The sequence below is a fragment of the Kitasatospora sp. NPDC059673 genome, assembly GCF_042734215.1.
GTDB lineage: Bacteria > Actinomycetota > Actinomycetes > Streptomycetales > Streptomycetaceae > Kitasatospora.
On the sequence record NZ_JBHWEN010000050.1, the window covers coordinates 1 to 18,731 of the forward strand.

16 protein-coding genes and 1 pseudogene are annotated in these 18,731 nt (G+C 73.1%); 5 read left to right on the top strand and 12 right to left on the bottom strand.

Going from position 1 to position 18,731, the window contains the following annotated elements; genetic code table 11:
• Positions 1 to 91: 91 nt before the first annotated feature.
• Positions 92 to 586: a GNAT family N-acetyltransferase gene (locus tag ACFV18_RS32325; protein ID WP_380488864.1), complete on the bottom strand. Its 495-nt coding sequence runs from the start codon at positions 584 to 586 to the stop codon at positions 92 to 94.
• Between the two features lie 333 nt (positions 587 to 919).
• Between ACFV18_RS32325 and ACFV18_RS32330 the strand changes: the two genes are divergently transcribed.
• Complete coding sequence (locus ACFV18_RS32330) at positions 920 to 1,702, top strand: TetR family transcriptional regulator (RefSeq protein ID WP_380488865.1); 783 nt, start codon at positions 920 to 922, stop codon at positions 1,700 to 1,702.
• 7 nt (positions 1,703 to 1,709) lie between these two features.
• On the opposite strand, the gene ACFV18_RS32335 is transcribed toward ACFV18_RS32330, so the two are convergent.
• The 9 genes and pseudogenes from ACFV18_RS32335 to ACFV18_RS32375 all read right to left on the bottom strand — a co-directional run bounded on the left by ACFV18_RS32335 (position 1,710) and on the right by ACFV18_RS32375 (position 13,800).
• Entirely contained in the window at positions 1,710 to 3,002 is a 1,293-nt protein-coding gene (locus ACFV18_RS32335) for a GNAT family N-acetyltransferase (protein WP_380488866.1), read from the bottom strand.
• A 218-nt stretch (positions 3,003 to 3,220) separates the two neighbouring features.
• Positions 3,221 to 3,709: a hypothetical protein gene (locus tag ACFV18_RS32340; RefSeq protein ID WP_380488867.1), complete on the bottom strand. Its 489-nt coding sequence runs from the start codon at positions 3,707 to 3,709 to the stop codon at positions 3,221 to 3,223.
• Between the two features lie 170 nt (positions 3,710 to 3,879).
• On the bottom strand, positions 3,880 to 5,133 hold the full coding sequence (locus ACFV18_RS32345) for a C40 family peptidase (RefSeq protein WP_380488868.1): 1,254 nt from the start codon (positions 5,131 to 5,133) through the stop codon (positions 3,880 to 3,882).
• Between the two features lie 236 nt (positions 5,134 to 5,369).
• Entirely contained in the window at positions 5,370 to 6,326 is a 957-nt protein-coding gene (locus tag ACFV18_RS32350) for a hypothetical protein (RefSeq protein WP_380488869.1), read from the bottom strand.
• A 46-nt stretch (positions 6,327 to 6,372) separates the two neighbouring features.
• Complete coding sequence (locus ACFV18_RS32355) at positions 6,373 to 8,094, bottom strand: threonine/serine exporter ThrE family protein (RefSeq protein WP_380488871.1); 1,722 nt, start codon at positions 8,092 to 8,094, stop codon at positions 6,373 to 6,375.
• 122 nt (positions 8,095 to 8,216) lie between these two features.
• Positions 8,217 to 8,438 (bottom strand): annotated as a pseudogene (locus ACFV18_RS32360) (Uma2 family endonuclease); the annotation flags it as partial.
• A gap of 111 nt (positions 8,439 to 8,549) precedes the next feature.
• Entirely contained in the window at positions 8,550 to 10,883 is a 2,334-nt protein-coding gene (locus ACFV18_RS32365) for a hypothetical protein (protein ID WP_380488873.1), read from the bottom strand.
• A complete protein-coding gene (locus tag ACFV18_RS32370) occupies positions 10,880 to 12,832 on the bottom strand; it encodes an ATP-binding protein (RefSeq protein WP_380488875.1) in 1,953 nt (650 codons plus the stop codon). The genes ACFV18_RS32365 and ACFV18_RS32370 overlap by 4 nt, the downstream gene beginning before the upstream one ends.
• A 239-nt stretch (positions 12,833 to 13,071) precedes the next feature.
• Positions 13,072 to 13,800, bottom strand: a complete 729-nt coding sequence (locus ACFV18_RS32375) for an NYN domain-containing protein (protein ID WP_380488876.1) — start codon at positions 13,798 to 13,800, stop codon at positions 13,072 to 13,074.
• Positions 13,801 to 14,004: 204 nt separating this feature from the next.
• On the opposite strand from ACFV18_RS32375, the gene ACFV18_RS32380 reads away from it, so the two are divergent.
• Positions 14,005 to 15,162 carry an acyl-CoA dehydrogenase family protein gene (locus ACFV18_RS32380; protein WP_380488878.1) on the top strand — a complete coding sequence of 386 codons (1,158 nt, stop codon included), beginning with the start codon at positions 14,005 to 14,007 and terminating at the stop codon, positions 15,160 to 15,162.
• A 90-nt stretch (positions 15,163 to 15,252) separates the two neighbouring features.
• Here ACFV18_RS32380 and ACFV18_RS32385 read toward each other — a convergent pair whose 3' ends face one another.
• A complete protein-coding gene (locus ACFV18_RS32385; RefSeq protein WP_380488879.1) occupies positions 15,253 to 15,510 on the bottom strand; it encodes a hypothetical protein in 258 nt (85 codons plus the stop codon).
• A gap of 166 nt (positions 15,511 to 15,676) precedes the next feature.
• Between ACFV18_RS32385 and ACFV18_RS32390 the strand changes: the two genes are divergently transcribed.
• Complete coding sequence (locus tag ACFV18_RS32390) at positions 15,677 to 16,012, top strand: cupin (protein ID WP_380488880.1); 336 nt, start codon at positions 15,677 to 15,679, stop codon at positions 16,010 to 16,012.
• Positions 16,013 to 16,019: 7 nt separating this feature from the next.
• Here ACFV18_RS32390 and ACFV18_RS32395 read toward each other — a convergent pair whose 3' ends face one another.
• Complete coding sequence (locus tag ACFV18_RS32395) at positions 16,020 to 16,601, bottom strand: TetR/AcrR family transcriptional regulator (RefSeq protein ID WP_380488882.1); 582 nt, start codon at positions 16,599 to 16,601, stop codon at positions 16,020 to 16,022.
• A gap of 109 nt (positions 16,602 to 16,710) precedes the next feature.
• Between ACFV18_RS32395 and ACFV18_RS32400 the strand changes: the two genes are divergently transcribed.
• Together ACFV18_RS32400 and tatA are read left to right on the top strand one after the other, a co-directional pair.
• Complete coding sequence (locus ACFV18_RS32400; protein WP_380488884.1) at positions 16,711 to 18,243, top strand: MFS transporter; 1,533 nt, start codon at positions 16,711 to 16,713, stop codon at positions 18,241 to 18,243.
• 142 nt (positions 18,244 to 18,385) lie between these two features.
• Complete coding sequence (gene tatA / locus ACFV18_RS32405) at positions 18,386 to 18,664, top strand: Sec-independent protein translocase subunit TatA (protein ID WP_380488885.1); 279 nt, start codon at positions 18,386 to 18,388, stop codon at positions 18,662 to 18,664.
• The last annotated feature ends 67 nt before the right edge of the window (positions 18,665 to 18,731 follow it).

Here is an 18,731-nt window from a genome sequence, read left to right on the forward strand (position 1 = left end):
TCCTCCACACCTACAACTACCATCGCTGCCACACCGCACTCGGAGGACAACCACCGATCACCCGCGTCAACAACCCTGCGGGTCAATACAGCTAGCGCCAGCCGTACTCGTACTCCGCCAGCACCGTCCCGTCCGGGAAGTGCGCCGCGCCGCGGCCGACGCGGCGGGCGCCGTGGCGTTCGTAGAAGCGGATCGCGCGGCGGTTGGCGGCCAGCACGTCGAGGCGGACGGGCCGGTGCGGGTGGCGGGCGAGCGCGGCGTGCAGCAGGCGGGTGCCGAGGCCGGCGCCGGTGCGGTCGGGGCGGACGTGCAGCTGTTCCAGGCGGACGACGGCGCCGTCGGGCACCAGGTAGGCGAAGCCGGCGAGGGTGCCGTCCGGGTCCTCGGCGAGCAGCAGGGTGGGGGTGTCGGCGGGCGGTCCGTAGTCCGCGCTCAACCGCAGTTCCCACAGCAGTTGTTGTGAGCTGTCGGCGGCGAGCGCCGCGTCCGGGACGAGTCCGGCGTAGGCGCTGCGGCGGCTGGCGGTCAGCAGGGCGGCGACGGCGGCGGCGTCGGGTGCGCCGCCTTCGCGCAGGGTGGCGGGCATGTCACCAGCCTTCCACACCGCGAGGGTTGAACGCGTTCAGCCGGTGCCCTACAGTCGTCCCGAACAGTTTTGAACGCGTTCGAAACTACGTTCCCCGGCCGTGGAGGGGATGGCCGGGTGCGGAGATGGCGCGCCCGGTGCCGGGGGGCACCGGGGCTGCCTGTCGGGCGGCATTTCGCCCTCCCGGTCCGGAGTTGTCCCGGTCCGGGCTAGGCTCGGTTCCACAGGCTGACTGGTCCACAGGCGACTGGGGCGAAGCGAACGGCAGGCGGGGCGAAGGTGCCAGAGAACGACCGGGAACGGCCCCAGCGGGGCCCCGTTGAGTCGGACGACGTGGCGAGCGCGAGCGACCGGAACGAGCCGGGCACCGCTGCGCCCGCCGGCGAACTCGCGGGCGGCCGGGCCCAGCCGAAGACCGACAAGAGCGAGGCCACCCGGGCCCTGATCCTGGAGACCGCGATGCGGATGTTCCAGGAGCGCGGCTACGAGAAGACCACGATGCGGGCGATCGCCGCCGAGGCGGGCGTCTCGGTCGGCAACGCCTACTACTACTTCTCCGCAAAGGAATTCCTGATCCAGGGGTTCTACGACCGGATGACGTACGACCACGCCGCCGACGCCCGCCGGCGGATGGCCGGCACCAAGGACTTCGCCGAGCGGCTGGAGATCGCCCTGACCTCCTGGCTGGACACGGCCGCCCCGTACCACGAGTTCTCCGCGCAGTTCTTCCGCACCGCCGCCGATCCGACCAGCTCGCTCAGCCCGTTCTCCAACGAGTCGCACCCGGCCCGGGCCACCGCGGTGGAGCTGTTCCGCGAGGTCCTGCAGGGCTCCGAACTCGCCCCCAAGCTGGACGCCGAGCTGGTCGAACTCCTGCCCGACGTCCTGTGGTTGCACCTGATGGTCGTCGTCCTCTACTGGGTCTTCGACCGCACCGAGGACACCGAGCGCACCCGGGAGTTCGTCCGCCGGTCCACCCCCATGGCGGCCCGGGTGATCAACCTGTCGCGCTATCGGATATTCCGACCGATCGTCCGGGACGCCAAGGGGCTCATTCAGGACTTCATCCTGCCCACCATAGGAAAGACCGCCGTCAAGCAGCCACCCACTGCCTGAGGCGCCGTCAGAAGCTGTCGGGGTTCCAGGGAGTGCGGGCGGGACGGAGCAGGGTGTCGGCCCGGCCGGCGGCTCCGGGGGTGAGTTCGGTGAGCAGCGCGGCGGCGGCCAGCCGGGTGGCGGTGTCGGCGCCCAGGTAAAGGGTGCCGAGGGCGCCGACGCCGAGCGCGAGGTCCGCCGCGTCCTCGGTGGGGGTGATCCGGCCGGTGCCGTCGGCGGCGGTCTCCAGCGCCCAGCGGCCGGCCGTCCAGCCCTCGGGGTCGGTGACCTCCAGCACCAGGCGGCCGGGGGCGGTGTACTGGCGGGCGGCGAACGCGGCGGGCAGGTCGAGCAGGCGCAGCCAGGTGAAGTCGGCGTCGTCCTCGTGCGGGCGGGCGGCGCGCGGGTCGTTCAGCAGCAGCGGCAGCGGGTCGTCGGGCCGCAGGGTGGGGACGACCACGTGGCGCACCCAGTCGACGGAGAACGCGTACGCCCACAGCGCGTTGGCGGTCTGCTGGTCGAGGGCCAGGAAGTCCCGGACGTTCAGCGGGCAGTCGGGGTAGGCGCCGTCGAACTTCTCGTCCACGGTGTAGTTGATCAGGCCGGTGACGGTGCCGTCGGCGGTGCGGTGGAGGGCGGTGAAGCCCTCCTTCCAGTCGAAGCCGGGCAGCTCGATGTCTCCGGTGCGCAGCCGCCACCAGTGCTCCGGGCGGCCGATCGCGCCGGGCTGGGTGAGCCGCCAGCGCTCGTACAGCTCGGGGCCGAGCTTGCGGACCTCCTCCAGCGTGACGAAGTCGATCCGGTGCCCGTCGTGGACGGGCAGATCCTTCCGCAGGCCCGAGGCGCGCAGCACGTCCACCCGCCAGCCGGTGCTGCGGGTGGCGGGGCCGAAGCCGAAGCGGCCGTAGATGTTGTACTCGGCGGCGATCAGGATCGCGGCGGACAGGCCGCGCTCGCGGGCGGCGGCGAGGTCGTGGCGCATCATGCCGCTGAGCAGGCCGCGCCGGCGATGGGTGGAGCCGACGGTGACGGCGGTGACCGCGTCCACCGCCAGCCGGGCGCCGCCGGGGACGGTCAGTTCGGTGTCGAAGCTGCGGAAGGTGGCCACGCAGCGCGGCCCGTCCGGCGTCGGGTCGGTGTGGTCGAACGCCGCCTGCATCCTCCCCGGCTCGAACAGGACCTCCCGCCACTCCGCCGCCGGGGCGACGTGCGGGCGCATGAAGCCGCGGGCTATCGCCCGGTCCCACACGGCGAGTTCGTCACGGGTGATCGGCCGGATCTCGATGCCCTGGTCAGTGCGGTGCGGTGCGTCGTTGCCCATCGGGCCACGGTACGGCGGGCCCCGAACCGCGTCATCCGGTTTTCCGGCCGCGCCAACGATGCGTCAGAGGCCGTCCGCGGCGCCCGGAACAATGCCGTCATGACTCTGCTGCCCGTCACCGCGCCCGCCTCGCTGATCCGGCTCCACGGCCTCGACCCCGAGGCGCACGACTGGAAGCTGAAGGCCGAGCACGCGGTGGCGACCCCGGCGGGCGAGACCTACGTCCTCGCCGTCCTGTGGCGGAACGCCACGTACCCGCCGGACGCCGCCGCCCCGCGCTTCGTCCAGCGGATGATCACCCGGTACGACGCCGCCGGGACGCCCGTCGCCACCGCCCTGCTGGACGAGCGGTCGTACGGCAGTGTGCGGACGGTCGGCTGGGGCAGTGACGCGAACCTGGCGGTGCACAAGGTGAACCACTGGGCTTCGCGCTGGTCGACGACGAGGGCACCGTCCAGGGCCGGCTCGGCGGCCTGCATCTGTACCACGACAGCCCGTTCACCGGCTTCGACCTCACCGTCGCCGCCGACCCGCACCGCGCCCGCGCCTTCCACCTCAACCGCTACGGCCTGTACGCCTGGAGCGCCGACGGCACCCTCCGAGCCCGCCTGTCCACCGCCGACAGACCGTTCAAGCCCCTGGTCCACTTCACCCTGCTCGACTGCACCCCCGCCGGCGAACTCCTGCTCGCCCACCGCAAGCAGCACCTGCTGCTCCGCGTCCCCGTCCCCACCGACCTGACCGGCCTCCCCATCGCCGTGGAGACCGCCCTGGCCGGTCTCGCCCGCGCCCGCAACGCGCTCAAGAAGACGTACGCGCCGGTCAATTGGCTCTGGACGGACGGGACGGCCCCGGTGCACCGGCTCTGAGCGGGTCGTCAGGGGCGGGCGTAGAAGTCGGGGCGGCCCATGATCCAGAGGCTGGCCTGTTTGATCGCGGTGCCGGGGCGGGGGGCCTCGATCATCTGGTCGTCGCCGAGGTAGATGGCGACGTGGTAGATGTCGGCGGCCCGGCCGGTCCTGGTCCAGAAGATCAGGTCGCCGGGGCGGAGCCGGTCGTAGGTGACGGGGGTGGACTCGGCGTACTGGTCGGCGGCGAAGTGGGTGAGGTTCTTGCCGCCCCGGCGCCAGGCCATCATGGTCAGGCCGGAGCAGTCGTAGCCCTGCGGGCCTTCGCCGCCCCAGATGTAGGGCAGGCCGATGACGGAGCGGGCGAAGGCGAGGGCGGCCTCGGCGCCCTCGGCGGACCAGGGCTGTTCGCGTTCCGGGGCGGGGTGGAGCCGGGCGTGGTCGGCGGCGGCGCGTTCGAGTTCGGCGCGGCGGGCGGCTTCCTCGGCCTCGCGGCGGGCGATCTCCTCCAGCGCGTCCTGGCGTTGGCGTTCGAGGTCGACGCTGGTGTCGCGGGCGGCGGCGAGTTCGGCGAGCAGGGTGTCCTGGCGCCGGCCGATCTCGGTGACTTGGCGCTGCTGGTCGGTGAGCCGCTGCTGGGCGGCGTCCTTGACGGTGCGGACGGTGTCGGCGGCGGTGCGGGCGGCGCCCTCGGCGCGGCGGGCGTCGGCGGCGGCGCGGGCGGCGGCCTTGGCGGTGCTGGTGGCGTCGTCGAGGATCTGCCGGGTCTGGGCGCCGGCCACCCCGACCGCGGTGGCCTGGGCGGACAGCTCGCCCGGGCCGTGGGAGCCCAGCAGGGCGTCCAGTGCGGCGAGTTGCGGGGAGGCGCCCTGCCGGTACATCTCGGCGGCCAGCCCGGCGGCCCGGTCGGCGGCCCGGGCGCGGGCGGCCTCGGCGGTGGCGGCGCGGGCGGCGGCGGCCTTCGCGGCCTGCTGGGCCTTGGCGAGCCGGGCGAGGGCGCCGTTGTACGCCTCGACGGCCTGTTCGGCGGCCTGCCCGATCCGGTCGAGTTCGGTGCGGGCGGCGGTGAGCCGGGCTTCGAGGGCGGTGGCGTCGGCGGCCTTGGTGTCGGCCTCGGCCTTGGCCCGGGCGACCTCCTCGGCGGACGGGTAGGCCTCGTCGCCGGGCGGGTCGTCGGCGGGCCGGACGGCGGGGACGGGGGCGGCGGGGGCGCTCGCGGCGGGCAGCAGGGTGAGCAGTGCGGCGGTGGTGAGGAGGAGGGCGGGGAGGAGCCTGCGGGGCATGAGGGTCCTTCCTCGGCGCGTTCTGGTGATCGGCCAAAGGAATCGACCGACTGTCCCATCACGTGACAATCCGGTCACGCACCGTCAGATTCTCAGACCTGACGGAACGTCAACGCCACCGCAATGCGGCCACCCGGGTGAGATGTCCGATTGTCGGAACCGGTGGTGGCGCGAAGGGAACGGGTCGCTCACGAACCCTACCGGCCGGTGGCCTGCGGGTCCCCGATCCGGCAGCGTCAGCGCGCCCGCTGCGGCGGCTTGCCCGTCACGGTGGTGCGCGGCCGCCCGGCCCGGACGGTGCGGCGGCGGCGCTGGGAGCGGGCCCGGCGGGCCGGGTCGGTGGTCGGGGCGGGGGCCCGCCGCCCGCCGATCGGCCGCGGCAGGTCGCGGTGCGCCAGCGCCCGGGCGGCCATCCGCTCGGCCACCGCGTGCGCCTTGGGGTGCCCGGCCGGCACCTTGTCGGGCGCCCCGGCGATCAGGTCGAACAGCCAGGTGCGCGCCCGGTCCGTGCGGGCGTGCAGCCGCCGTTCGCGCCGGTTCGCCCGGGCCATCCGCCGGGGGCGATCGGCGTAGCGCCAGCGCGCCCACGGGCTGGACGGGCGGGCCAGCCGGACCGCGCCGATCCAGGACAGGCCGGGCACCATGATGCCGAGCAGCCCCGTCCACACCTTGCCCTTGAGCAGCGCGACCAGGCTCATCAGCGCGTTGCCGCCGATCACCGCGACCACGCCCCACCGGGTGCTCTGCCCGGGCACCAGGCCGAGCGGCACGTACCCGGTGAGCAGCAGCGCGGTGATCAGGATGCCGAGGATCACCGCGTCCACCGACTTGCGGCCCTGTTCGCTCCAGTACACGTCGTCCAGGTGCAGGATCAGCGCGAACTCGTCCAGCACCAGGCCGCAGCCGATGCCGAAGGACAGGCCGAACCAGTCGATCCACGGGTGGCCGCCGCCGGTGGCGAACACGCCGATGCCGCCGAGCAGCAGGAAACCCAGGCCGAACACCATGTGGTGGATGTGCAGCCCGCCGGGGGTGATGTTGCCGGGCCACCAGCGGACCTGGGCGCGGATCATCCGGGTGCTGAAGCGGATGCACACGAAGGAGGTGATGAACCCGACCAGCAGCAGGAACAGCGGCTGCTTGTGGGCCTCCACGATGTGCTGGTGGTAGCCGTCGAGCAGTGCACTGAGCATCGGGTGGTGCCTTCGGGTCGGTTCGGGCGGCCGGGCCTGCGGCGGGTCAGAAGCCGCGGGTGCGTTTCGCGGCCCGGCGCGGGATCAGCAGGTGCGGGGCGTCGCGGTCGCTGGCGCCCGGGTTCTTCAGGAACAGCCGGGCCACCTCGCCACCGAGGTTCACGCCGATGGCCAGCGCCATCGCGAGCGCCACGGCCCGGCTGGCGGACACCAGCCCGTTCGAGGGGTGGCCCTGGGCGAAGGCCAGCATGCCCAGGTACAGCGCCGAACCGGGCATCAGCGGTCCCATCGCGGCGGTCACGTACGGCAGCGCGGAGGACGCCTGGTAGCGGGCCAGCAGCTGGCCGAACAGGCCGACCAGACCGGCGGCCAGGCCGGTCGCGACGATCGCCGAGATCCCGGCGTTGTAGACCAGCACCCCGTACGTGGACCAGCCGATACCGGCGTTCAGCACCACCATCGGCAGCGAACGCCGGTCGGTCTGCAACAGCATCGCGAAGGCCAGCGCCAGCACCATCGCGGCGATCAGCTGGACGGGCGGGGAGGCGCTGGTGCCGCCGATGGACTCGTCGGGCCGCAGCTTGGCGTTGTAGTTGACGCCGATGTACAGCACCAGCATCACGCCGATGACGATGCCCGCGACCAGGTACACCACCTCCAGCAGCCGGGCGGCGGCGGTGATGTAGAAGCCGGTCAGGCCGTCCTGCACGGCGGCGACCATGGCCCGCCCCGGCAGCAGCGCGAACAGCCCACCGGTGATCACCACCGAGCCGCGCAGGTGCAGCTCGTTGAAGGAGAGCAGGATGCCGCAGAGCGCGGCGGGCATCGCGGCGATCACGAACTGGTAGAACTCCGGCAGCCCCCGGCGGGCGACGAACGAGGCCAGCCGGTCGCCGACCACGGCGGCGACGAACGCGGCCCCGAACACCAGCCAGGCCTTGCCGTCGATCTTCCCGCCGACCAGGAAGGACGCCGCCCCGGCCAGCAGCCCGGTGGCCAGCGACAGCAGCCAGACCGGGTACGGGTGCCGGTTGCGGCGGATCCCCGCGAGGCGCCGGTAGGCGTCGTTGACGGTGACCTTCTCCGCCGTGATGTCGGCGACCAGCTCGTACACGGCGGCCAGCCGGGTGTAGTCGGAGGTGCGGCGGCGCACCACCCGGTCCGCGGTGACCGGCGGGTCGATCAGCGAGGGCTGGTGGGAGATCGAGATCAGGGTGAAGGTGACCTGCGGTTCGCAGTGGTCGAGCCGGTAGGCGTGCGCGATGCCGAGCATCGCGGCCTCCACGTCCTCGGCGGCCTCGCCGCTGGCCAGCAGCAGCTCACCGATCCGCAGCGACAGGTCCAGCACCCGGGGCACGTTGCGCTGGGCCTGCGCCCCGGCGGCCGGGTGCAGCTCGCGCGGGGTGCGCTCGAACGCCGGCCGCTCGGCCATGGGGGTGCGCAGCAGGGTACGCATCCGGTCCGGCCAGGGGGCGTCGCCGGGGGCACCCTTGTGCAGCTCGGTCAGGTCCAGGCCGTACGCGGGGGTGTACCCGGCGGCGTTCCACTCCTCGGGCGTGAGCGTGTCCTGGGCGAGCGGGTTGCGGGCCCGGACGGCCTCGGCGGTCTCCTGGGCGGCACTGCGCCCGAGCAACCCCTCGGTCTGTATGGGCTCCGGCGCGTGCGGCACACTGACGGGCCGTTCAATGGGCGGCGCGTCCGGCCCGAGCAGCCCTTCGGTGGGCGGCGCCTCCTGCGCCGGTGCGCCCTCCGGCTCGCGTTCGGACACGGCTTCCTCCGCCACCCCGGCAGCCGCCCGGTCGGGCTGCCTACTGGCTCCAACCTTGCCCGATGGCCCCCGCCGGTGCGAACAAGGGGTACCCACTCCCGCCGGGCCGAGCTGGAACGACCTCAGAATCCCGAGGTGTCCAGAGCCAGCCCGAACGGCTCCGGCAGCCGGACCGGCGTGCCGAACGGATGCGGGCCGTCCACCACCGCGTAGCCCAGGTCGTGGGGCTCGGCGAACAGGGTGCACTCGCGGCTCTGCCGGTCGGCGAGCAGGTACAGCGGCGCGCCGTACTGGGCGTAGCGCTTGCGCTTGGTGACGCGGTCGGTGTCGCCGTTGGACTCGGAGCAGTTCCCACCGTACCGGTCCCGGCCGGCAGCCCGGCTCGTTCCAGGGGCAGCGCTGTGCCCGCCCGCGCTCCGGGGGACCGGACCGCGGGCGGGCGGCGGCAGGGCTGTCTACAGGTCGTAGTCGTCGACGATCTTGCGATGCCGGTCGAGGTCGGCGCCGGCGGCTTCGGCGAGGGCGGGCCAGGCGAGGGGGTGGGGCCAGTGGGCGGTGAGGTCGGTGAGGAGGGTGTCGGCGTCCTTGGCGGAGGCGGTGGGCGGGACGCCGAGGGCGGCGTAGATGCCGGGGAGGGTCTCGCCGTCCTGGTGCGGGTCGGTGATCCGGTAGTGGTCGCCGCTGTAGGCCCAGACCGCGTATCCGGCCTCCTGGAGGGCGCCGCGCAGGGTGTACCAGGTGTCCTCGTCGGGGCGGGCGCCGTCGATCCAGTAGGTGGTGAAGCCGGCCGGGTCGAGCAGGGTGAGGTGTTCGAAGACCGGGTGCCAGTCGTCCTCCTCGCCGGGTTCGGGGTGGTCGTTGAGGACGGCGGGGGCGAACACCACCACGTCGCCGTGGTTGAGCTCGTGCTCGTCGCCGAGCACCGGCAGCACCCGGGCGGTGGCCGGGCCGGTGCGCAGGGCGGGCAGGTCGACGGTGGTGCCGTTGTGACGGGGGGCGCGCAGTTCGATCAGTTGCCACTCCTCGTCGACCGGGCCGCTGTCGGTGTCGAACTCGATGCCGAGGCGGGCACCGGCGGCGCGGACAGCGGCCCAGTCGCGGTTGGCGGTGGCGGCGGTGATCAGGTGCCACAGGTCGGGCGGCTGGACGGTGCGGTGCTCCTGGTCCTCGCCGGCCTCGGCGGGGTCGAGGGCGTGTTCCAGCAGTTCCTGGTAGAGCCGCTGGGCCTCGGCGTGGTCGCCGCGCCGGGTGGCGGCGGTGGCGGCGAGGCGGCGGGTGTTGAGGGCGTCCGGTTCGTGGGCGAGGACGGCGGCGCACTGTTCGCCGACCTCGGCCCAGCGGCCCTGCGCGGCGGCCCAGCGGGCGCGCAGCCAGTACGCGTTGGCGGGGTCGGCGGAGAGCCGGTCGGCGAGCCGGTCGATACCGTCGCCGTCCTCGGCGTCGATCAGCAGCTGGCCGAGCATGCCGGTGAGGTAGTCGCTGTCGGGGTCGAGTTCGAGCTGGGCCCAGAGCAGTTCGGTGACGGCCCGGGTGTGGCCGAGGGCGCCGAGCGCGCCGGCCAGGTTGAGCACCAGGACGGTGTCGGGCGCGGCCTCGCCGGCGAGGGCGGCGGCCAGCAGGTCGGCGCCGGTCTCCGGTTCGGGGCGGTGCTCGGCCAGCCACTGCGGCAACTCGTCGGCGGGTACGGGCAGTTCGGGGTGGGGCAGGGCTTCGGCGGTGGCCCGCAGAGCGGCCACCTGCTCGGCGACGCCGTCGGTGCGGCGCAGTTGGCCGAGCTTGCGGGTGCCGGTGCGGGCCAGGGTCAGGGCGACCTCGCGGGCGCCGCGGGCGAGGGCGAGCCGGCCGGCCGTCAGTACCAGGTTGAGGCAGGGGCGGTGGGAGCCGGCGGCGTCGAGTTCGCCGGCCCAGCCGGCCAGCCGGGCGCCGAGGGCGGCGTCGTTGGGGAACTCCCCTGCGGCGGTGAGCAGTTCGACGGCGGCACTCCAGCGGTGCCGGATGTCGGGGTAGCGGTCGGCCTCTTCGGCGTCGGGCAGCAGTTCGAGGGCGGGGCCGGTGCGGCCGAGGGCGGCGAACTGCAGGGCGCGGCCGACGGCGAGCTTGCGGCGGTCGTCGTCGTCGAGGCGGTGCCCGGCGGCGACGTAGGCGTGTTCGGCGGTGTCGTACGCGTCGAGGGCGTCCTGGTGCCGGCCGAGCCGGTGCAGGGCGGAGGCCCGGCTGTGCGCGAAGGACAGCGAGACCTGTTCGCCGGCGGCCTGGATCCGGGTCTGCGCGCGGTCGAGGTGGCCGAGGGCGTCGGCGGGGCGGCCGTCGTCCTCCAGGGTGTCGGCGTACTCGCGGGACAGGCAGTCGAAGCAGGCCCGGGCGGGTTCGACCCGTTCCAGGGTCTCTTCCAGTACGGCGAGCCGCTCGGGCACGTAGCCGGGGCCGTCGATGTTGGCGTGGCAGATGGTGAAGTCCTGGACGGCACACACCGACTGCGGGCAGGAGGCGGTCTCCTCGCGGTGCGCGAACTCCAGCAGCGACACCGCCTCGGACATCGCGGCCTCGCCCTGGTAGCGCTTGTTGAGCAGGTTCTGCAGCCGCCAGTGGCGCAGGAAGACCTCCACCCAGGGCAGGCCGAGGGCCCGGGCCGAGGCCAGCGCCTCGGGGTACATCGCGTCGAGCTGCTCGTTGCGGCCCTCGACGGCGTGGCCGGCGATCTCGGCGAGCGCGTCGGCGAGCCGGTGCTGCCCGGATTCGGCGAGCTGCCGGTGGGTGTCGTGCACCCAGGACCAGATGTCGGTGGTCATCGTTCCTCGTCCCCCTGCGGAGTGTCTGCGGAGATGGTGTCGGGCACCACCGACAGGCCGTCGGCGGGGAGGTCGGCGGTGAGCGCGGCAACCGCCGTGGAGATGCCGCCGAGGGCGGCGGTCAGGTCGCCGCCGGCCGAGCCGGAGGCCGCCGCCATGATCACCTTCAGCGAGCGCAGCAGCGCGGCGGCGGTGGCCGCCCCGGTGTGCCCGGCCCGGTAGGCGGCCAGCAGGTCGTGCACGGCGGGCGAGGCCAGGTTGAGGTAGAGCCGGGCCTTGACGGTGCCGTCGGTGCGCGCGGTGAACGCCCGGGCCAGGCGCAGCGCGGCGGACGGGATGCGGGCGTCGGCCTGGTCGTCCTCGATCCGGGCCTTGAGCTCGGCCTCGCGGTCGGGCACCAGCACCAGCGGCAGCCCGGGCGGGTCGAAGCGGGCCGGGACGAGCTGTTCGCCGTCGTCGGTGAGGGCGGCGCTCAGCCAGGCGTGCTGTTCGGCGGGCAGCGGCAGGTCGGGGGCGCGGAACAGTTCGCGGTTGCCGCTCTCGCTGCCGAGTTCGACGATCCGGCAGTCCCGCAGCTGGGCGTAGCGGCGCAGGAACGGCAGTACCGCGTACCGGTCGCCGCGGGCGATCGGCACCTGCATGGCGCGGTACAGCATCTCCTCGAAGCCGCCGCCGCTGCCGAGGGCGACGTGCACGGCGCCGGAGCCGGCGGCGCGCAGGGCGCCGGCGGTGAGTTCGCCCTGCGAGGTGGGGACGGGGACGTCGTCGGCGAGCAGGGTGAACAGCCGGTCGTCGCAGAGGGCGGCGCCGAGCAGTTCCTGGCCGTGCCGGGCGAGGATCCGCCGCCAGGCGGCGGGGTGCAGCCGGGCGGTCTCGTACAGGCCGTCGACGATGGCGTCGGTGAGGGCCTGCTGGAGGGCCCGGTAGTGCTCGTCGCGCTGCAGGTCCTCGCGGCTGGCGGTGGGGGTGAGCCGGGTGGACTCGACCACGCCGCCGATGAAGCCGGCCCAGCTGGGCAGCAGGTCGCGGGCGTCGTCGGCGAGCAGCATGCCGCGCAGGTACACGGCGAGGTCGCGGTTGTCGGTGGAGCCGTACGTCCCGCCGTCCTGCACCCAGAGCAGGCCGACGGCGTCGGTGCGCTCGTCGGCGGGCTGGACGGGGAACGCGGTCAGCGGTTCGAAGCTGCGGGCGAAGGCGGTGGCGAAGCGCATCCGGTGCAGGTAGGGCGAGCCGGGCAGGTCCTGCCGCCAGGGCACCGCGACGTTGTTGACGGCCTCCTCGTCCTCGCCGACGTACACCTCGATGGGCAGCAGCACGCAGTACCGGGCGAGGACTTCGCGCAGCGCCTCCTGGTCGGCGAGGTGGGCGTGTTCGGGTTTGAGCCGCAGGGTCACCACGGTGCCGGGCGTGGGGCGGGGTGCGGCGGGCTCGACGCTGTACTGCTCGCCGCCGCGGCTGCGGTAGGTGTGCGCGAGGTGCGCCTCGCGGTGCGAGGCGGTGGTGACGGTCACCTCCTCGGCGACCGAGAACGCCGACAGGAAGCCCAGTCCGAACGCCCCGATGAGTTCCTGGTTGCCCGTCAGGTCGCGCAGCATCCGGGTGTAGCCGGTGCCGACGGTGGCCAGGTAGGCGTGGATCTCCGGTTCGGTGAGCCCGGCCCCGTTGTCCTCGATCGCCACCGTCCGGGCCGCCGGGTCGCCGGTCACCCGGATCAGTGGCCGGTAGGTGCTCTCCGGGTCCTCCAGCTTGCGCCGGGTGTGCGAGTCGTGGGCGTTCTGCACCAGTTCGCGCAGCGCCACCAGTGGCGTCGAGTAGAGGTGCGTGGCGAGCACGCCCACCAGGCCGCCGAGGTCGACCTCCGTGGTGCGGAGATTCTCCGACTTCTCGGACGCGGGAAATTCGACGCCACTTCCGTCGGCGCCGGAAGCGGGGGGAAGGCCATCAGACATGAGGCCCCAGTGTGCCAGTACGACAATCAGGCGACCAGCGTTTTCGGATTTCCTGGATTTCTGTCGATACTCGGTCAACTCCCGGCCGGGGCACGGACGATCACCCCCGATCGCACCAACCCGCCGAAATCGCAAGCCATTTACCAGCACCGGGGAAACGGGCGGCCCCGTCGTCACGAGTTTCGCACCAGTTTGCAGGGAGACCACCACACCGCCAATTCCCCGGCGGCCGGACAGGCCTAGCGACGGGTCCGGGCGTAGGCGACCGGCGGGTTGCCCTCGCCGTGGTCGCGCTTGACCACCTCGAACTGGCCGTTCGCCTCCAGCAGCGGCATCAGCTTGGGGAACCCGTAGGTACGCGGGTCGAAGTCCGGCTTGCGCTTGCGGATCTGGTTGCCGACCTCGCCGAGGTGCGCCCACCCGTCGTCCCCGGACGCCGCCTCCAGCACGCTGTGCAGCAGGCCCGCCATCGCCGCGTCCAACTGCCCGGGCTCGACCGGCTCGGCCAGTGCGACGGCGTGCGCGATCGGGGTCAGGTTCTCGGTGTAAATGAACTTGTCGCAGGCGGCGACGAACGCCCGGGGCGTCTTGCGCTCCCCGAACCCGTACACCGTCAGCCCGGACTCGCGGATCCGGGACGCCAGCCTGGTGAAGTCGCTGTCGCTGGAGACCAGGCAGAAACCGTCGAACCGGCCGGTGTACAGCAGGTCCATCGCGTCGATCACCATCGCGGCGTCGGTCGCGTTCTTGCCGGTGGTGTACGCGAACTGCTGCATCGGCTGGATCGAGTGCTCCAGCAGCTGCGCCTTCCAGCCCTTCAGCGCGGTGCCGGTCCAGTCCCCGTAGGCCCGCTTGGCGTGCGCCGTCCCGTACTTGGCGACCTCCGCCAGCAGGTGCTCGACGATCGACGCCTGGGCGTTGTCGGCGTCGATCAGCACCGCCAGCTTCGCGGTGTTCTCGTTGCTCATGCGGCTCCCGTCGCAGTCGGCCAAGGCACGCGTGCCCCCGGGGCCCATCCCAGCAGACCCTTCCGACACCCGCGCCCGGAGGACCGTCAACAGTTCGGCTGACCTCGGCCGATGTCCGCCCGGCGGGCCGCCGCCGACCCTGGACACCACAAGCTACCGGCGATTAACTTGTCTGCGCCGATCAGCCGCCGAAGGGAGCGCACCGTGCGCCGCACCGTGTACAACGAGGACCACGAGGCGTTCCGGGAGACCATCCGGGACTTCATCGCGAACGAGGTCGTCCCGGTCTACGAGAGCTGGGAGGAGGCCGGCCACCCGCCGCGCGACTTCTACCGCAAGCTGGGCGAGCTCGGCGTCTACGGCATCGAGGTCCCGGAGGAGTACGGCGGCGCCGGCGAGACCGGCTTCAAGTACCAGGCCGTGATCTACGAGGAGACCGCCCGCGCGGGCGTCACCTTCGGCTCCTCCGGCGTGCACACCGGCCTGGTGCTGCCGTACCTGATGGAGTACGCGACCGAGGAGCAGAAGCGGCGCTGGCTGCCGGGCTTCGTCTCGGGCGAGATCATGACCGCGATCGCGATGACCGAGCCGGGCGCGGGCTCCGACCTGGCCGGCATCGCCACCACCGCGAAGCTGTCCGCCGACGGCACCCACTACGTGCTCAACGGCGCCAAGACGTTCATCACCGGCGGCGTGCTGGCCGACCTGGTCCTGGTGGTCTGCCGCACCGCGCCCTACGACCCGGCGGACCGCCGGGCGGGCCTGTCCATCCTGTGCGTGGACACCACCTCCGAGGGCTACTCGGTCGGCCGCAAGCTCCAGAAGATCGGCCTGCGCACCTCGGACACCGCCGAACTGGCCTTCACCGACGTCAAGGTCCCGGTGGAGAACCTGCTCGGCGAGGAGGGCAAGGCGTTCTCCTACCTGACCCACAACCTGGTGCAGGAGCGCCTGGCGATCGCGGTCGGCGCGTACGCCTCGGCGGCCGCCGCGGTGCAGTTCGCGGTGAAGTACGTCAAGGAGCGCAAGGTGTTCGGCAAGGCCGTCGCCGAGTTCCAGAACACCAAGTTCTCGCTGGCCGACTGCCAGGCCCAGGTGCTCGCCCAGCAGGCCATGGTCGACCAGGCGCTGGAGCTGTACCAGAACGGCGAGCTGACGGTGGCGGACGCCGCGGCGGCCAAGCTGTTCTGCACCGAGTCGGCCTCCGAGGTGATCGACAAGTGCCTCCAGCTGCACGGCGGTTACGGCTACATCCTGGAGTACCCGATCGCCCGCCTCTACACCGACAACCGGGTGTTCCGGATCTACGGCGGCACCAGCGAGGTCATGCGCACCATCATCGCGAAGTCGCTCGGCCTGTAAGCAGCTCGGTCTGTAAGCAGCTCGGTCTGTAAGCAGGACGCGGCGGAGGCGGGCACCCGGCCAGGTGCCCGCCTCCGCCGGCGTCCGCGGTCAGTTCGCGCTGGCGCGCCAGGCCTCCAGTCCGGCCGCCGACGCGGCCTTCGCCTGGTGCAGGGTGCGCTGCGCGAGCTCGGCGGGGTGGGACTCCAACTGCTGGAACCAGCCCCGGCCCGCGTTCGCCAGGGCGACGCAGACCAGGGCCGTGCCGGTCAGTCCGACGACGGCGCCGAGCCCGGTGAGGGCCACGCCGAGGGTGAGCATGCCGCGGTTCACCTGGAAGCCGCTGATGAATTTCTGATTGGTCGCCATAGGTCCACCATCGGGCCGCCTCCTTGGCCCCGCACGCCGAACGGACCCCGCGTTGACCCCTGCGCGTGGCCCAGCGCGCGACACCCGCCCCGAGCCCGCCTAGGGTCGGCGACGTGGGGCTCGGACGGCGAGCCCCCGGGCGCGGGGGCCGAAGGAGGAGAACGCGATGACCGAGCAGCCGGCCCGGATCGACCTGAACGCGCTGGCCGAGGAGCACGCCACCAAGGCCGCCGCCAACCCGCACGGCCGCAGCGCCCACCTGCTGCTGCACGACGGCGTCCTGCGGCAGACCGTGATCGCGCTGCGCGCCGGCGCCTCGCTGGACGAGCACAACGCCCCGGTCGCCGCCAGCCTCCAGGTGCTGCGCGGCCGGGTCGCGCTGACCGTGGCCGGCCGGCAGCAGGACGCCTCGGCGGGCGAGCTGCACTCCGTCCCGCAGGAGCGGCACGGCCTGCTCGCCCACACCGACGCGGTGGTACTGCTCACCGCCGTCACCGCGTGACCGCCTCTCAGGACCGGCCGAGCACCTCGCCGGAGACCAGCGTCATCGCCCGCAGGTAGTCCTCGCCGCCGGGCACCCCGGCCGGGTCGATCAGCCAGTGCGCGGCCTGGCCGAGCAGCAGCGACTGGTAGAACACGCCCTTGGCGAGCTCGTCCGGGGTGTCCTCGTGCTCGGCCTTCCCCTGGAACAGCGCGGCCAGGCCGAGCCGGCCCAGCTTCTGCGCCTCGGCCAGCTGCTCGCGCAGCTTCGGCAGGCTCTCCAGCTGCCCGAGGATCTCGAACTGCACCGTCCACAGCCCCCGGTGCGTGGCGAAGCTGTCCCGCATGGCGTCCCAGGAGCGGACGAACCGCTCCTTCGGGTCGGCGATGTCCGCCGAGGAGGCCAGCGCCGTGCCGACCGCGCTGCCCCACTCCCCCATCGCCTCCACCAGCGCCTGGATCAGCAGCGCGTCCTTGGAGCCGTAGTGGTAGCCGATCGCGGCCAGGCTGACGCCCGCCCCGGTGGCGATGTCCCGGGCGGTGGTGCGCCCGTAGCCCTTCTCGTACAGGCAGTGCTTGGCGCTGGCCAGCAGGTCCTCGCGATTTCCCATGCGCCGATGCTACGGCAGTCCAAGACGCTTGTCTTGCTCGAACGTCTGGAACACTTGATTTATACGCTTGTACTAGACAGTCGTGCAAGACGTCCGTACAGTCCTCGCCATGACCACCGACCACGGCCGCGCCGGCCGACGCGAATGGCTGGGCCTCGCCCTCCTCCTGCTGCCGACCCTCGTCCTCGCCATGGACATGGGCGTGCTGTTCTTCGCCGTCCCGTTCATCGCCACCGACCTGCGCCCCAGCGGCACCCAGCAGCTGTGGATCATGGACATGTACTCGTTCCTGCTGGCCGGGCTGCTGATCCCGATGGGCGCCCTGGGCGACCGGATCGGCCGGCGCCGGCTGCTGATCGGCGGCACCGCCGCCTTCGCCGCGGCCTCGCTGGTGGCCGCTTGGGCCGACGGGGCGAACCAGCTGATCGCCGCCCGGGCCCTGCTGGGCATCGCCGGAGCGGTCTTCGGGCCCTCCACCCTGGCCCTGGTGCGCAACATGTTCCCCGACCCCAAGCAGCGGCAGGCCGCGATCGGCGCCTGGAGCGGCGTCATGATGGCCGGCGCCACCCTCGGGCCGGTGGTCGGCGGCGTGCTGCTGGAGCACTTCTGGTGGGGCTCGGCCTTCCTGATCGCCGTCCCCGTGATGCTGCTGGTGATGGCCGCCGCGCCGTTCCTGCTTCCCGAGTACCGCGCCCCGCAGCAGGGCCGCTTCGACCTGCCCGGCGCCGCCCTGTCCATCGCCACCGTGCTGCCGGTCGTCCACGGCATCAAGACCCTCGCGGTGGAAGGCTGGAGCCTGCGCCCGGCGCTGGTCCTCGCCGCCGGGCTGCTGATCGGCGCCGGCCTCGCGGTGCGGCTGCGCACCGCCGCCCACCCGCTGCTCGACGTCTCGCTGTTCCGGATCCGCACCTACAGCGGGGCAATCACCGTCAACACCATCGCGATGTTCGCCATGATGGGCTTCTGCCTCTTCACCTCCCAGTACCTCCAACTGGTCAAGGGCTACGGCCCGCTCGCCGCCTCGCTGTGGGCGCTGCTGCCCAGCGTCGGGGTCGGCGCGGCCGTCGGCGGCTTCGGCGCACTGGCCGGCAAGGTGCGGCCCGCGGTCCTGCTCACCGGCGGCTTCCTGGCCAGCGCCGTCGGCTTCGCCGCGATGGCCTTCGTCGCCCCCGGCTCCTCACTGGCCCTGCCGCTGGTCGCCGCCGGGATCATCGCCGCCGGCGCGGTCGGCACCGTCAGCATCACCGGCGAGATGGTGCTCTCCGCCGCCCCCGCCGAACGGGCCGGCGCCGCCGGGGCCACCTCCGAGACCGCCCAGGAACTCGGCAGCTCGCTCGGCATCGCGGTGCTCGGCGCGACCGGCGCGGCGATCTACCGGGCCCGGATGGACGGCTCCGCCCCCGACGCCGCCCGCGACACCCTCGGCGGGGCCGTCACCACCGCCGCCCACCTGCCCGCCGATGCCGCCGAGCAGCTGCTCGGCACCGCCCGCGAGGCCTTCACGGCCGGAATGCACGTCGCCGCGGCCGTCGGGGTCCTGGTGATGCTCGGCGCCGCCCTCGCCGCCCACCTGCTGATGCGCCACCTGAGCGCCGCCGGACAGCCCGCGCCGAAGAACTCCCAGGTGGTACAGACCACATGACTCGGATCACCCGCATTTCGGCCGCTGTTTGCCAGCGGGTGTATACGTTCGCCAATAAGGCCAGGCATACTGGCCGAGTCGGGCGTTCCGCCCGGCCCAGACGTCACAGCGAGAACTTCCACGAAAGGACCGGTGGTCAGGGATGTTCCGTAACGGTCTTGAGCCCTGGCACATCGCCATCATGGTGGTGGTGCTGGTCCTGCTGTTCGGCTCGAAGAAGCTGCCCGAGATGGCCCGCGGCCTCGGCAAGTCGATGCGCATCCTGAAGGCCGAGACCAAGGCCCTGCGCGAGGACGACGCCCCCGCCGCCGCCGAGGCGCAGAACGGCACCGCCGCCTCGCAGGCCGAGCAGCCCCGCCAGGCCGTCGAGCCGACCGTCGTCACCAAGGCCACCGAGACGCCCAAGTCGACCACGGTCTGACGACCCGCCGGGCCCCCGGGCCCGGCGTCACCAGGTCTTCCGGAGCCCCCGCACCGCCCCTCGGCCG